The sequence below is a fragment of the Mesorhizobium sp. AR02 genome, from assembly GCF_024746835.1.
Lineage (GTDB): Bacteria > Pseudomonadota > Alphaproteobacteria > Rhizobiales > Rhizobiaceae > Mesorhizobium.
This window is the reverse complement of sequence record NZ_CP080530.1, coordinates 662,969-677,302: the sequence shown is the minus strand read 5'-3', so window position 1 is coordinate 677,302 and position 14,334 is coordinate 662,969. Positions and strand designations below refer to the sequence as shown.

The window sequence follows — 14,334 nt, the reverse complement described above, 5'->3', positions numbered from 1 at the left end:
GGAAACCGACGCAAGGGCACGTGCGCGTCAATCGCATCCACCCCATTCACAAAACCGGCTCCGTGGAGTACTGGGAACGCAGAGAAATCTCCGGTCGCAGCCTTACCCGGTCAAAACAAGGACTCAAACCATGAATGCCCTCGTCATCTGCTCCGGCGGATTGGACTCAGTTTCGCTCGCTCACAAGGTGGCGACCGAGCAGAAACTCATTGGCCTGCTTTCGTTCGATTACGGCCAGAGGCACAAAAAAGAACTCGGCTTTGCCTCTATCTGCGCGAAGCGGCTGGGTGTTCCTCACCAGATCGTCGATATCCGCGATGTCGGCCGGAACCTGAGTGGCTCGGCGCTGACCGATGATGCGGACGTACCCGACGGGCACTATGCCGAAGACTCCATGAGGATCACGGTGGTGCCGAATAGGAACGCCATCATGCTGGCCATCGCCTTCGGGGTTGCCGCCGCGCAGAAGGCGGATGCGGTGGCCACTGCCGTCCACGGCGGCGATCATTTCATCTATCCCGATTGCCGGCCCGCTTTTATCGACGCCTTTCAGACGATGCAAAACCATGCGCTCGCAGGCTATGCCGATATCCGCCTTTACGCTCCCTATGTGAATATGTCGAAGGCCGACATCGTCAGCGAGGGGGCTAAGTACGCCACACCGTTCGAGGCGACGTGGTCCTGCTACAAGGGCGGCGCACGTCATTGCGGCCGCTGCGGGACATGCGTCGAACGGCGCGAAGCATTCGATCTGGCCCGCATCACCGACGCGACAGATTATGAGGACGCCGACTTCTGGCTCCACGCTATCCAGACAAGGAGCGCGTGATGTTCCGCATTACCAAGGAGTTCCACTTCTCGGCCTCGCATCAGCTCACCTCCCTGCCACCAGACCATCAGTGCGCGCGTCTACACGGCCACAACTACATTGTCGTCGTGGAACTTTCAGGGGGCGAGCTGGACGAACATGGCTTTGTGCGCGACTACCAAGACCTGTCGGCGCTCAAGCACTACATCGATGGGACGTTCGACCATCGCCATCTTAACGACGTTCTGGGGCATGACCGTGTCACGGCGGAATGTCTGGCCAGACACTTCCACGACTGGTGCAAGTTGCGGCTACCACAAACCTCCGCCGTGCGGGTGAGCGAGACGCCGAAAACCTGGGCGGAATACCGGCCATGACGTGCGCGTTGCATCCCGGAATCCGCGTCAGCGAGATTTTTGGGCCGACCATTCAGGGCGAAGGGATACTGATCGGCTTGCCGACGGTGTTCGTAAGAACGGGTGGGTGCGATTATCGCTGTTCGTGGTGCGACAGCCTGCATGCAGTGGACAGTCGCTTCCGCCATGATTGGGAGATGATGTCTGCCGACGCGGTCTGGCAAAAGGTCATCGCGCTTTCCGGCGGTCAGCCGGTGATGGTGTCGCTGTCGGGCGGCAATCCGGCCATCCAGCCGCTTGGACCGCTGATCGACCGCGGGCATGGTGAGGGCTACCGCTTTGCGTTGGAAACCCAAGGCTCGGTGCCTAAGGAATGGTTCACGGATCTCGACGTGCTGGTGCTCAGCCCCAAGCCGCCCTCAAGCGAAATGACGACGGATTGGGCCGCGTTCGACGCCTGCGTCGAGGCGGCGCTGGACAAGCCACAGATGGCGCTCAAGCTCGTCGTCTTCGACGATGATGACTATGCCTACGCCAAGGACGCCGCGGCGCGCTACCCGCAATTACCCGTCTATCTGCAGCCCGGCAACCACACGCCGCCGCGTCCCGGTAACGAAGACGCGTCCATCGACATGGCCGGTGTGATGAAACGCATGGAATGGCTGGTCGAAAAGGTAACCCGTGACAGGTGGTTCGAGGCGCGTGTACTGCCCCAGCTTCATGTTCTGCTGTGGGGAAACAAACGGGGCGTCTAGCCCAGGCGGAAGGATTGCCGACGACGAGCAGACAGACATCTATAGCAATCTCACCCAATTGGGTGAGATTGTAGCTGATCACCGCCGCGGGCCGAAGGCGCTTGACAAAGTAGCGCTGGCCCGTTCAATTCGGCGCATTCACCAGGGGAGTCCCGGCAAGGGGCTGAGATACTGCTGGCTTTCGCGGCGCAGTGACCCGTTGAACCTGATCCAGTTCATACTGGCGTAGGGACGGTGCAAGCGCTTTGCGGGAGTTTACGCCCGAGGTCCTGTTTCGGCAGGGCGACAGAAGCGTCTTTTCATCCTTCCGGCACAGAACTGGGTCTCCAATGCATGAGCAAAGGAGCATCAAGATGAATGCCCTCACCCCCACCGTGTCGACGGGACCACTGCCCGCCTCACGGAAAATCCACAAGCCCGGCGTCCTCCATCCGCAGATCAGGGTGCCGATGCGCGAAATCTCTGTCCATCCGACCGCCGGCGAGCCGCCCGTCACCGTCTACGATCCGTCCGGCCCCTATACCGACCCGACGGTCGAAACCAGCATCGAAAAGGGCCTTGCCCGGCTTCGCCACGAATGGATTACGGCACGCGGCGATGTCGAAGCCTATGACGGCCGCCACGTCCGGCCGGAAGACAATGGATTTGCGGCTGGCGAGCGGCTGACGCCAGAATTTCCGGTCCGCAACCGGCCGCTCAGGGCCAGATCAGGCAAGGCAGTGACCCAGCTCGCCTACGCGCGCGCCGGCATCGTCACACCCGAAATGGAGTTCGTCGCCATCCGTGAGAACCTCGGCCGCGAGATCGTCCGCGGCAAGCTGCAACGCGACGGCGAAGCCTTCGGCGCGGCGCTCCCCGATTTCGTCACGCCCGAATTCGTGCGCGATGAGGTGGCGCGAGGGCGGGCGATCATTCCCGCCAACATTAACCACCCGGAGAGCGAACCGATGATCATCGGCCGCAATTTCCTGGTCAAGATCAATGCCAATATCGGCAACTCCGCTGTCACCTCCTCGATGGCCGAAGAGGTCGAAAAAATGGTGTGGGCGATCCGCTGGGGCGCCGATACGGTGATGGACCTCTCGACCGGCCGCAACATCCACAACATCCGCGACTGGATCGTGCGCAACGCGCCGGTGCCGATCGGCACAGTGCCGCTTTACCAGGCGCTCGAGAAGGTCGGCGGCATCGCCGAGGATCTGAGCTGGGAGGTCTACCGCGACACGCTGATCGAACAGGCCGAACAGGGCGTCGACTATTTCACCATCCACGCCGGCGTGCGGCTGCACTACATCCCGCTGACCGTCGACCGGGTCACGGGCATCGTCTCGCGCGGCGGCTCGATCATGGCCAAATGGTGCCTGCACCATCACCGGGAAAGCTTCCTTTACGAGCATTTCGCGGAGATCTGCGACATCTGCCGCGCCTATGACGTGTCCTTCTCGCTCGGCGACGGTCTTCGTCCCGGCTCGATCGCCGACGCCAATGACGCAGCACAATTCGCCGAGCTGGAAACGCTCGGCGAGCTGACGCAGATCGCCTGGGCGAAGGATTGCCAGGTAATGATCGAAGGCCCCGGCCACGTGCCGATGCACAAGATCAAGGAGAACATGGAAAAGCAGCTCGCCGTCTGCGGCGAGGCGCCCTTCTACACGCTTGGACCGCTGACGACCGACATCGCGCCGGGCTATGACCACATCACCTCCGGCATCGGCGCGGCCATGATCGGCTGGTTCGGCACCGCCATGCTCTGCTACGTCACGCCCAAGGAGCATCTCGGCCTTCCCGATCGCAACGACGTCAAGATTGGCGTGATCACCTACAAGATCGCCGCCCATGCCGCCGACCTGGCGAAGGGCCATCCGGCCGCGAAAGTCAGGGATGATGCCCTTTCCCGCGCGCGCTTCGAGTTCCGCTGGGAGGACCAGTTCAACCTGTCTCTCGACCCCGAAACCGCGCGGTCCTTCCACGACCAGACCTTGCCCAAGGAGGCGCACAAGCTGGCGCACTTCTGCTCGATGTGCGGACCGAAATTCTGTTCCATGCGTATTTCTCACGACATCCGCGCCGAGGCACAGAAAGAGGGCATGGCGGCGATGGCGGCGAAATACCGCGAGGGCGGCGATCTCTACATGCCAGCTGGCGAGACCGACGCACCGCTCATGCCAGAGGCGCCGGTAACCGTCATGAGGGTGTTGGTCAAAGGGGCCGGCGTCGCCGGCCTCACCGCCGCCTTCGAGCTCGCCGCCCGCGGCGCGACGGTCACAGTCGCCGAGACCCGGCATGGCATCTGTGGCAACGCATCGTGGTTCGCCGGCGGCATGCTGGCGCCATGGTGCGAGCGTGAAAGCGCCGAGCAGCCTGTGCTGGATCTCGGATGCGACGCTGCCGACTGGTGGGATGCGGTGCTGCCGGGTCAGGTGACACGCGCCGGAACACTGGTCGTGGCCGCGCCGCGCGAGGCGGGCGAGCTTGACCGGTTCGCCAGCCGCACGTCCGGCCATCGGCGTGTCGATGAAGATGAGATTGCGCTCCTGGAACCCGACCTCGCCGGCCGCTTCAGGCGCGGACTGTTCTTCCCCGATGAGGCTCATCTCGACCCGCGGCACGCGATGGCGGCACTTCATGACAGGCTCGCTGCCATGGGTGTCGAATTCCGCTTCGGCGCCGATGCCCGGCACATTTCCGGTTTCGATCGCCGGATCGACTGCACGGGGATGGCGGCAGAAGACGACGGCCTGCGCGGCGTGCGCGGCGAGATGCTGATCCTGCGCACGCCGGACATTTCGCTGTCACGCCCGGTCCGGCTGCTGCATCCGCGCTTTCCGCTCTATGTGGTGCCGCGTACCGATCACCGTTTCATGGTTGGCGCGACGATGATCGAAAGCCAGTCCACAGGACCGGTCACGGCGCGTTCGATGATGGAGCTTTTGGGCGCGGCCTATGCTCTTCATCCGGCCTTCGGTGAGGCTGGCATCATTGAGACCGGCGCCGGCGTCCGTCCGGCCTTTCCCGACAATCTGCCGCGTGTCGAGGAATGTGGAAGCACCGTCGCGATCAACGGGCTCTATCGCCATGGTTTTCTTCTCGCCCCCGCCATGGCGCGCCAGGCGGCCGACCTGGTTTTCAATCAAGGAACCAAGGAGCTTGCGCATGAAACTGATGGTCAACGGCGAAGCGCATGAGGTTGCCGCCACCACGCTGGCGGAGCTGCTTGCCGCGCTAGACTATGAGGGCGATTGGCTGGCAACGGCCGTCAACAGCGACCTGGTGCACAAAGCCAACCGGGCGGAGTTCCAGTTGAGCGACGGCGACCAGATCGAAATCCTCTCGCCCATGCAAGGCGGTTAGACCATGTTCGAGCTTTATGGGACCGAGCTTGCGTCACGCCTGTTTCTCGGCACCGCTCAATATCCGTCGCCGGCCATCCTTGCCGATGCAGTCAAGGCGTCGGGCACGTCGGTGGTGACCGTCTCGTTGCGCCGTGAAATGGCAGGCGGCAGGGCCGGCGAACAATTCTGGTCATTGATCCGCTCGCTCGGCGTAAAAATCCTGCCCAACACCGCTGGCTGCCATTCTGTCAAGGAAGCGGTCACGACCGCGAAAATGGCGCGTGAGGTCTTCGGTACGACCTGGATCAAGCTCGAAGTGATCGGCAACCACGACACGCTACAACCGGACGTGTTCGGCCTGGTCGAAGCCGCCCGCCTCCTGTGCGAGGACGGTTTTGATGTATTCCCCTATACCACCGATGACCTTGTCGTCGCCGAGCGGCTGCTGGAGGCGGGCTGCAAGGTCTTGATGCCGTGGTGCGCGCCGATCGGTTCCGCGCTCGGGCCGGTCAACATCATGGCGCTGCGCTCGATGCGCGGACACTTCCCGGATGTCCCACTGATTGTGGACGCGGGGCTCGGACGGCCGTCGCATGCGGCCACCGTCATGGAACTCGGCTTTGACGCCGTGCTCCTGAACACGGCGGTTGCCAAGGCGGCTGATCCGGTCGGCATGGCGCGCGCGTTCAGCAAGGCGGTCGAGGCCGGTCGTGAAGCTTTCAGTTCGGGAATGCTCGAACCGCGCGACGTCGCCGTGCCATCGACGCCGACAATCGGCAAGGCGGTGTTTTCATGACGCTCGATCCTTTCTACCTGATCGTCGACAGCGCTGCCTGGGTCGAGCGGCTGGTGCCGCTCGGAGTCAAGCTGATGCAGCTTCGCATCAAGACCATGGATGAAGCCGGGTTGCGCGCGCAGATCCGCAAGGCGAAGGCTTCATGCGCCAAGCACCACTGCCAGCTGATCATCAATGATTACTGGCGGCTGGCGATCGAGGAAGGCTGCGACTTCGTTCATCTCGGCCAGGAGGATCTCCAGACCGCCGACCGCTTGGCAATACGGGCAGCCGACGTGAGGCTCGGACTGAGCTCACATGATGATATCGAACTGGAAACGGCGATGGCCGCCGAGCCCGACTATATCGCGCTCGGCCCCGTCTACCCGACCACCCTGAAGAAGATGAAATGGGCGCCGCAAGGGGTCGAACGGATCAGCGAGTGGAAGCGCCGGGTCACGTCGATTCCTCTGGTCGCCATAGGCGGCCTCAACCCTGACCGGCTCAACGGTGTCTTCGCGGCTGGCGCCGACAGCGCCGCGGTGGTCACCGACATCACGCTGAACGACGACCCTGAGGCGCGCACGCGGGAATGGATCGAAAAGACAGGCCAATGGCGCTGAGGCGTGAGCCTCACGTGCTTGTTGTAGGTGGATCGGATTCCAGCGGCGGTGCTGGAATTGCGCGCGACATCGAGACGATCTCCTCCATAGGCGTGCGCACCTGCCTTGCCGTCACCGCGCTGACTGTGCAGACGCACCAAGCCGTCACGGCGATCCATCCTTTGCAACTCGGTCTGGTAGCCGATCAGATGCGGGCGGCGCTGCAGGCCAACAAGGTGGCGGCCATCAAGATTGGCATGCTCGCAACGGCCGAGATCATCGTGGCCGTTGCCACAGTGCTGCGTGAAAATCCGCACGTGCCGGTAATACTGGACCCGGTGCTGGCGTCGACATCAGGCCGGACGCTTCTGGAAGCCGGCGCCATCGCCGTCATGAAGCAGGATCTGATGCCACTTTGCTGTATTGTTACACCCAATCTCATCGAGTTGGCGCTCCTTGTTGGCTCGGAACTGGCGGTGGATGAGGACGGCGCAGTGTTGCAAGGCCAGGAATTGCTGAACGCTGCAGCGCAGGCCCTGCTGATCAAGGGCGGCCACGCATCGGGACATCGATCAACCGATGTTCTGTTGCGCTTCGATCAAGAACCAATCCGCTTCGACACACCGCGCCTGATCTCATCGATGCGCGGGACGGGTTGCATGCTTGCCAGCGCGATTGCGGCGCATCTGGCCAATGCGAGATCGCTTCAAGATAGCGTGCGCGAAGGCAAGCTGTTCGTGTTCGAGAAGCTCCGGAAACATGCAGCCGAAAACAGCGAATGACCGTTTTGCGGCGGTTTGCCGACCACCACATGGGAGCGTCTGACGAGCGATCTCCCTTCTCCAAAGAAAGCGAGTTCGAGGGGCCTCTGAAGGAGCGGAAGAACTCGCGTTTCCTTTTTTCACGGTCCGCTGAAAAGTCTTCAGCCTAAACATGACTATTGTGGTTCGCCTGTCGTATTTCCGAACGCCATTGCACGGTAGAGTGACTGAACCTCATCACTTGCGTTGCACGGAAGGCCAGGAGGCCATCGTACAAGCTGAGGCACCACAAGACGGCGCAGACCGTCACGCTCTTCAAAGAAGAATATTCTCCAGGGGATCGTCATCATTGATCCGGCTGTCGGGAGGCTCGGGCAGCTGAAAGAGGGCGATGGCTATGATATGGTCAGGGACGGGCTGGCATCGTTTGCGTCAGACACCTGCGCGGATCGCCTCCCAAAAATGGCAGGCCGGTCCCGGCATCGAGACGCCGTCGCGAGATTTTCGAGGGGGCGGTGGCTTCGCTGTCAATTGTCCGCAGGGCGAAATCCGGAGCAAATGAGTGTGCGCTAAAAGGCATAGCCGCCTCCGCAAAGCGGAGGCGGCAACAAAAGCGCAATCAGCTGACGCGGCTTGATGCCCCTTTCCAGGATTGCCTTGGTGATGACGCCTGTCACTGCGCCCAGCTCAAGAACCGGCAATCCGGATGCCGGATTGATAACGCTTGCCATACGACGCGCGGCATGAATGACGTTGGCATGAGCGCGCCCACTCGTTTCTTGTCCTTCTGCCAGCCCTTGAAGAATTGCACTTCTTCTTCAAACTTCCTGGCGAGGCGCTCCTTCAATCGAAAGACCATATCTGCTCCCTGCTCCTGCTATTTGTCTGGGTCATTTTGACGACGCACTCTATCCCCTTGCCAGACTGGAGACCGCCGACAGCGGTGCTGTCGCAATAGACGGCTAGTGTACCGTCGCAGTGATTGTGACGGGTTAGTCTACGCCGAGAATGGGCAGGTCCTGTGGCGGGACGAGCAACTGGATGCTGCGAGCGACACCGGGCTGCTTGTCGATCAAGCCGAGTTGGTTGAGGGTCTTGAGCATCTGATGGACTGACGGTGCGGTGACCCTGAAGTAGCGCTGGAAGTCCGCCTCCGCCGGAGCGCGGCGATTGATCTGCGAATAGGCCCAGATGAAGGCGAGGTACTGGCCTTGTTTGGCGGTGAACCGTACTGTCGGCGCCGGCGTCTTTCGGTCAAGCAATTGATTGATCGGGATAGGGGGACGCCTCGCGACGCCACCCCTCCCACACCACCGGGCATACGGGTCCGTACCACGGCGGTTCGATCGGATTAAGCTTGGGCAGAGACATGGAGTCGAGGGAGGCCGAGAGACTCGAAGTAATGGTTGCGCAGGGCCTGTTGGACCGCCGGGTGTCCTGACATGCGCCAGAATTCCGTCGGCGAACCGGCGGCAGCCGCAGCACTGAACTTTGGGACGCCACGATGGCGCAGTTCCTTGAAGCGGTTGTGCCCGTTCCCCCATTGCCGCCAGAGATACATGCGTAGTCTTCGGCGGATCCACGCTTCCAAGTTCGTAAGCACCCGTGGGGTCTGGCAGAAGCCGAAGTAACCGCGCCATCCGATGAGGTATGGCTTCAGCTCTTTGATCAACTGCGGCAGACTGATCCCCCGTGTCCTGCGTGTCATGTCCCGGATCAGCGTCTTGAATTTGTCGAGGGCCTTCGGCGCGATGCGCCGCTCGCTCCCGTCATTCGAGATGCTGAACCCCAGGAACTTCCGCACCTCCGGTCGCGCCACAGCGCTCTTTTCCTCGTTGACCTTCAGCCGCAGCTTCTTGGTCAGGAACCGGCTGACGGAAGCCATGACCCGTTCGCCAGCGCGGCGGCTGCGAACATAGATGTTGCAGTCGTCGGCGTAGCGGCAAAAACGGTGGCCACGTTGGGTCAGTTCCTTGTCGAGATCGTCGAGCAGGAGGTTGCTTAGGAGGGGCGAGAGCGGGCCGCCTTGCGGGGTCCCCTCGTCCACCGGACGGACCAGGCCGTCCTCCATCACCCCCGCATTGAGGAATGCACGGATGAGTTTGAGCGCACGCTTATCGGACACCCTGGCGGCAACGCGCGCCATCAGGCTATCGTGATTAACCCGGTCGAAAAATCTTTCGAGGTCGAGGTCAACCACGTAGCTGTAACCCTCGGCAATGTAGCATTGCGCTTGGGCTACTGCCTGATGGGCGGAGCGTCCCGGGCGGAAGCCGTAGCTGTGCTCCGAGAACGTCGGGTCCCACTGCTCTTGGAGGACCTGCAGCATGGCTTGCTGGATCAGTCTGTCGACGACGCAAGGTACGCCGAGTTTTCTGACCCCGCCGTCCGGCTTGGGGATTTCGACCCGCTTGACCGGCTGCGGCTGATAGGTTCCCTCAAGCAATCGAGACCGGATGCTTGGCCAGTGCTCACGCAGGTAGCCCTTGGCATCGTCGATGGTCATCCCATCCACGCCTGGGCTACCCTTGTTGCTTCGAACGCGTTTCCACGCTGTTTCCAGATTCTCTCGGCTACATACCGTCTCCATTAGCTGTTCTGTCCAAACCGGGCTTTCGGGTGCCGACTTCGCCACGAGTGGTTCGGCCCCTTGGTAACCGTTGACAGGGGCTTCACCCCGATCCCTCGGTGCCAGGGCCAGTGAACACTGGGTCTTCTGCCGCTTTCCACTCATGAGTTGCCAGTCCTACTTGCCACTTCCAGTCGTTCGGGCCTTCGATCATCGTTTCCGGCTCGGCCTATCCATTTGCTCCGCCTTTCGGCCTTGGAGTGCCTCACTAGCCTTACCGACAGCATCACCTACTATGCCCTCTGCTGACTCCTGCATCACGGTCAGGTCACCTTGCGGTTCCCTCAGTTCCGAAGTCGGAACATGACGCAGGCCTCCCCAGGTAAGTTCAATCGCCTTCCCCGCGCACCTGCCGGATCTACAGCCCTGCCCCTTGATGGATATGGACTTCGCGACACGTTGCCCGCTCGTCCAGCCAGGGATGCCTCATATCCGGTTTCTGTTCGTCAGGTCGCGGTTTTGCTCCACGCTTCCTTCAGACACCACCTCGCGGTAATGCCCTTGCGCTTTGCTAAGCCTTCACCTCCATCAGGTTGGCTAAGGGACTCTCACCCCCAAGCGGTTGAACATGCTGGGCACACAACTAAACCGCTGCCGCGGTAGCTGACGCGCGGGTCTGGCCTGAGGAGGCCCCTGTCTGAGAAGATTTGGTGTCGAGCCAACCTTCCAGACAGGAGAACCCCAGATGGCCCAGATAAGCCCTCTGCGTCAGCGGATGATTGAAGATCTGACGATCCGCAATTTGTCACCGGAGACCCAGCGATCCTACGTGCATCACGTGGCGAAGTTCAGTCGATTTTTTGGACGATCACCCGATCAATTGGGATACGAAGAGGTGCGCGCCTATCAGGCCCACTTGGTGGGCCGAAGGGTCTCGTGGGGCGCGTTGAACCAGACCGTTTGCGCCTTGCGTTTCTTCTACGGCGTGACGCTGGGTCGATCTGATCTGCCTGAGCGGATCGCTTACGCCCGGACGCCGCGCAAGTTGCCGGTCGTGCTGAGCGCCGATGAGGTGGTCGGCTTTCTGCAGGCCGTGAAGGGGACGAGGAACCGGGTCGCTCTGATGACCACCTATGCGGCGGGCTTACGCGCCGCGGAGGCGGCGTGTCTGCGGGTGAGCGACATCGATAGCAGCCGGATGGTCATTCGCATCGAGCAGGGCAAGGGCGGCAAGGACCGCTATGTGATGCTGTCGCCGCAGCTGCTGGAGATTTTGCGCGTCTATTGGCGGTTGACCAAGCCGGGGCGATGGCTGTTTCCCCGGCGCGATGGCCGCGGCCCGATCCACCCGCAGACCTTGGGGATCGCCTGTCGAGCAGCCTGCGAGTTCCTGGGCGTTGAGAAGCGGGTGACGGTGCACACCCTTCGTCACAGCTTCGCCACCCACCTTTTGGAAGCCGGCACGGACATAAGGATCATTCAGGTGCTGCTGGGCCATCGCAGCCTGGCGACGACGACACTGTACGCCCAGGTCTCAACGGCAGTGATCGGCCGGACCGCCAGTCCTTTTGACCAACTCCACATGGAGATCACGCCGCCCGGCTGAGCCGCGCGCCATGCGCCCGGATCTGGAAGTGGCGGATGTATTCCACCGTCACGGGGATGATTATCGCCGCGACCATGCCGGCCATCTCGGGCGTGTCGAGCGCCGGGTCATGGCCGCGGTGGAGGCGTGCCGGACCGCGGCCCTGGGTGGTCACGCCGAACACTGCACCGACTGCGGCCTCGTGCGGCAAGCCTATAACTCCTGCCGCAACCGCCACTGCCCTAAGTGCCAGGGCCTAGCCCGCGCCCAGTGGCTGGCCGAGCGGCAGGCTGAGCTGCTGCCGGTCCCATACTTCCACGTGGTCTTCACCGTCCCGGCCCAGATCGCTGAGATCGCCTTCCAGAACAAGGCGGCGGTCTATGCGATCCTGTTCAAGGCCGCATCCGAAGCCTTGAGGGCGGCGGCGGCCGATCCCAGGCATCTGGGCGCCGAGATCGGCGTGGTCGCCGTGCTTCATACTTGGGGTCAAAATCTCCACCATCATCCGCATGTCCACTGCGTCGTGCCGGGCGGCGGCCTGTCGCTCGAGCCTGCCCCGGCGACGGCCGGGGACCGGCGATGGATCGCCTGCCGGCCGGGATTTTTCCTGCCCGTGCGGGTTCTGTCGCGCCTGTTCAGGCGGCTATTCCTGGAGCACCTGCAGGACGCCTTCGACGCCGGCCAGCTTCGCTTCTTCAGCGATCTCGCCAGCCTGGCCGACCCTGCCACTTTCTGCGCCCAACTGGCTGGACTGAAGCGGATCGAATGGGTCGTCTACGCCAAGCCCCCGTTCGGCGGTCCCGAACAGGTCCTCGCCTATCTGGGCCGCTACACCCATCGCGTCGCCATCGCCAACAGCCGCCTCGTGAGCCTGGACCAGGGAAAGGTCAGCTTCCGCTGGAAGGACTATCGCCACCACGACAAGTCCAAGCACAAGCTCATGACCTTAAGCGCCGACGAGTTCATCCGGCGCTTCCTGCTGCACGCTCTTCCAGACGGATTCCATCGCATCCGCCACTACGGCCTCTTCGCCAACGGCCACCGCGTCGCCAAGCTCGCCCAGTGCCGTCTTCTTCTGGCGGCGCCCACGCCGCCGACGCCGGACCCGACCGCCGACTATCGCCAGCGTTACCGCTGTCTCACAGGGCGCTCCCTGGACATCTGTCCGGGCTGCGGCGGCGCCATGGCCTCGCTCGGCCCGATCCCGCGCAAGGCCCAGACCTGGCCAGACACCTCATGACACGCCGCGCACCGACACGCTCGCACCGTCCATCCCGGCGTCTGCTACAGTCGCCGCCGGGCCTTTGCGCGCCGCTAGTCAAAGTCGCAGCCTGGCTATCGCCAGCAACGCTGCACCTCAGCGTCAACGACCCAATGGCGCCGTCTCTCGCGTCGCAGATGGTCCTGCATCGCGACGACGGGCGACTGCCCCAGAGCGATCGGCGAGCCCGCTCCGGCGCCTCGGACACACTGTCGACCCCTAAATCCCCATAGCCCCGCCCGCCATCCCGCGGTTCAGTTCAATCAGGCTTCAATGTAGTCGCGACCCATGCGTGCCCGCCCAATCGCGCCCGCGACCACACAGAACCCTCCAGATTCATTGTAGATTCACCTACGGCTCTTCCACCAAGAAGGGCTTTGGGAATGAACATACGATATCGGGTCGAACTCAGCCAATCCGAACGAGACGAGCTGCGTGCTTTGGTGAGCGGGGGTAAACTGCCGGTGCGGCGGCTCAAGCGGATGCAGATCCTGCTGGCCGCCGACGCCGGGGTCGCCGACGAGGCCATCGCCATCTCGGTGCAGACCAGCGACTCGACCATCTACCGCACCAAGAAGCGCTTTGTGGAGATCAGCCTGGAGGCCGCCCTCAGTGAAGGGCCGCGTCCGGGGGCGGCTCGCAAACTGAGCGGCAAGCAGGAGGTGCAACTGGTGGCGCTGGCCTGTTCTGATCCGCCGCAGGGATGCGCCCGGTGGACTTTGAAGCTTCTGGCCAACGCCCTGGTCGAAGTGATCGAACACCCGAGCGTCTCACGCGACACCGTCCGCCGGCGGTTGAACGACAACGATCTGAAGCCCTGGCAACAGAAGATGTGGTGCATCGCCAATATCGATGGGGAGTACATCGCCCGCATGGAGGATCTCCTCGATCTCTATGCCGAGCCGCATGATCCCAAGCGACCGGTGGTCTGCTTCGATGAAAGTCCGATCCAGCTCATCGGCGAGGTGCGCGTGCCCATCGTGCCGAAACCCGGAAAGCGATACCGCTACGACTCCGAGTACAAGCGTAACGGCACGGCCAACCTCTTTGTCATGGTCGACGCCAACCGGTCGTGGCGCAGGGTCAAGGTCACCGACCGGCGCGCAAACGAGGACTTCGCCGTCTGCATGCGCGACCTGGTCGACGTGGACTATCCCGGCGCCGACAAGGTCCGCGTCGTGATGGATAACCTATCAACCCACACGGCCTCCGCTGTCTATCAGACCTTTCCAGCAGTCGAGGCGCGTCGGATCTTGCGACGCCTGGAGTTCCACTACACACCCAGGCACGCCAGTTGGCTCAACATCGTCGAGATCGAAATCGGCGTTATGCGCCGCCAATGTCTTGATCGCCGCATCGCTAGCCGCGACCTCCTTGAAACAGAGGTCCGGACCTGGGAACGCCGCCGCACCGAAAGTGGCGCCCGCATCCGCTGGATGTTCTCCACACAGCAGGCCCGAGCGAAGATGGCAAAATCCTATCCCACGCCATCTCTCAAAGAGTCATAATCACCGCGACGCGACACTAGCC

13 protein-coding genes, 2 pseudogenes and 1 riboswitch are annotated in these 14,334 nt (G+C 62.5%); of the genes and pseudogenes, 12 read left to right on the top strand and 3 right to left on the bottom strand.

Going from position 1 to position 14,334, the window contains the following annotated elements:
* The first annotated feature begins 130 nt into the window (after positions 1–130).
* The 9 genes and pseudogenes from queC (at position 131) to DBIPINDM_RS03055 (ending at position 7,410) form a co-directional block, all read left to right on the top strand.
* The gene (gene queC / locus DBIPINDM_RS03095; protein ID WP_258580713.1) at positions 131–829 is read left to right on the top strand and encodes a 7-cyano-7-deazaguanine synthase QueC; all 699 of its coding nucleotides are present in this window, start codon (positions 131–133) and stop codon (positions 827–829) included.
* The gene (gene queD / locus DBIPINDM_RS03090) at positions 829–1,185 is read left to right on the top strand and encodes a 6-carboxytetrahydropterin synthase QueD (protein ID WP_258580712.1); all 357 of its coding nucleotides are present in this window, start codon (positions 829–831) and stop codon (positions 1,183–1,185) included. The genes queC and queD overlap by 1 nt, the downstream gene beginning before the upstream one ends.
* Positions 1,182–1,919: a 7-carboxy-7-deazaguanine synthase QueE gene (queE, locus tag DBIPINDM_RS03085; RefSeq protein ID WP_258580711.1), complete on the top strand. Its 738-nt coding sequence runs from the start codon at positions 1,182–1,184 to the stop codon at positions 1,917–1,919. The genes queD and queE overlap by 4 nt, the downstream gene beginning before the upstream one ends.
* Positions 1,920–2,052: 133 nt before the next feature.
* Positions 2,053–2,169: riboswitch (TPP riboswitch) on the top strand.
* Positions 2,170–2,272: 103 nt separating this feature from the next.
* Positions 2,273–4,078, top strand: a pseudogene (thiC, locus tag DBIPINDM_RS03080) (phosphomethylpyrimidine synthase ThiC); the annotation flags it as partial.
* Positions 4,052–5,104 (top strand): glycine oxidase ThiO, encoded by a 1,053-nt coding sequence (gene thiO / locus DBIPINDM_RS03075; protein WP_318036886.1) that lies wholly within the window; start codon positions 4,052–4,054, stop codon positions 5,102–5,104. The pseudogene thiC and the gene thiO, both read left to right, overlap by 27 nt.
* Entirely contained in the window at positions 5,073–5,270 is a 198-nt protein-coding gene (thiS, locus tag DBIPINDM_RS03070) for a sulfur carrier protein ThiS (RefSeq protein ID WP_258580710.1), read from the top strand. Before thiO ends, thiS begins: the two co-directional genes overlap by 32 nt.
* 3 nt (positions 5,271–5,273) lie before the next feature.
* Positions 5,274–6,047 carry a thiazole synthase gene (locus tag DBIPINDM_RS03065; protein WP_258580709.1) on the top strand — a complete coding sequence of 258 codons (774 nt, stop codon included), beginning with the start codon at positions 5,274–5,276 and terminating at the stop codon, positions 6,045–6,047.
* Positions 6,044–6,649 (top strand): thiamine phosphate synthase, encoded by a 606-nt coding sequence (locus DBIPINDM_RS03060; RefSeq protein ID WP_258580708.1) that lies wholly within the window; start codon positions 6,044–6,046, stop codon positions 6,647–6,649. The genes DBIPINDM_RS03065 and DBIPINDM_RS03060 overlap by 4 nt, the downstream gene beginning before the upstream one ends.
* The gene (locus DBIPINDM_RS03055; RefSeq protein ID WP_258580707.1) at positions 6,640–7,410 is read left to right on the top strand and encodes a hydroxymethylpyrimidine/phosphomethylpyrimidine kinase; all 771 of its coding nucleotides are present in this window, start codon (positions 6,640–6,642) and stop codon (positions 7,408–7,410) included. The genes DBIPINDM_RS03060 and DBIPINDM_RS03055 overlap by 10 nt, the downstream gene beginning before the upstream one ends.
* 590 nt (positions 7,411–8,000) lie before the next feature.
* On the opposite strand, the pseudogene DBIPINDM_RS03050 reads toward DBIPINDM_RS03055, so the two are convergent.
* The 3 genes and pseudogenes from DBIPINDM_RS03050 to ltrA form a co-directional block, all read right to left on the bottom strand.
* A pseudogene (locus tag DBIPINDM_RS03050) lies at positions 8,001–8,248 on the bottom strand (SAM-dependent methyltransferase); the annotation flags it as partial.
* 133 nt (positions 8,249–8,381) lie between these two features.
* Positions 8,382–8,660, bottom strand: coding sequence for a LexA family protein (locus DBIPINDM_RS03045; RefSeq protein WP_258581105.1), 279 nt, complete (start codon positions 8,658–8,660; stop codon positions 8,382–8,384).
* Between the two features lie 80 nt (positions 8,661–8,740).
* On the bottom strand, positions 8,741–10,123 hold the full coding sequence (gene ltrA / locus DBIPINDM_RS03040; RefSeq protein ID WP_318036874.1) for a group II intron reverse transcriptase/maturase: 1,383 nt from the start codon (positions 10,121–10,123) through the stop codon (positions 8,741–8,743).
* A 580-nt stretch (positions 10,124–10,703) separates the two neighbouring features.
* On the opposite strand from ltrA, the gene DBIPINDM_RS03035 reads away from it, so the two are divergent.
* The 3 genes from DBIPINDM_RS03035 (at position 10,704) to DBIPINDM_RS03025 (ending at position 14,312) form a co-directional block, all read left to right on the top strand.
* The gene (locus tag DBIPINDM_RS03035) at positions 10,704–11,564 is read left to right on the top strand and encodes a site-specific integrase (protein ID WP_258580706.1); all 861 of its coding nucleotides are present in this window, start codon (positions 10,704–10,706) and stop codon (positions 11,562–11,564) included.
* 10 nt (positions 11,565–11,574) lie between these two features.
* Complete coding sequence (locus DBIPINDM_RS03030; RefSeq protein WP_258580705.1) at positions 11,575–12,783, top strand: IS91 family transposase; 1,209 nt, start codon at positions 11,575–11,577, stop codon at positions 12,781–12,783.
* A gap of 404 nt (positions 12,784–13,187) precedes the next feature.
* A complete protein-coding gene (locus DBIPINDM_RS03025) occupies positions 13,188–14,312 on the top strand; it encodes an IS630 family transposase (protein ID WP_258580704.1) in 1,125 nt (374 codons plus the stop codon).
* The last annotated feature ends 22 nt before the right edge of the window (positions 14,313–14,334 follow it).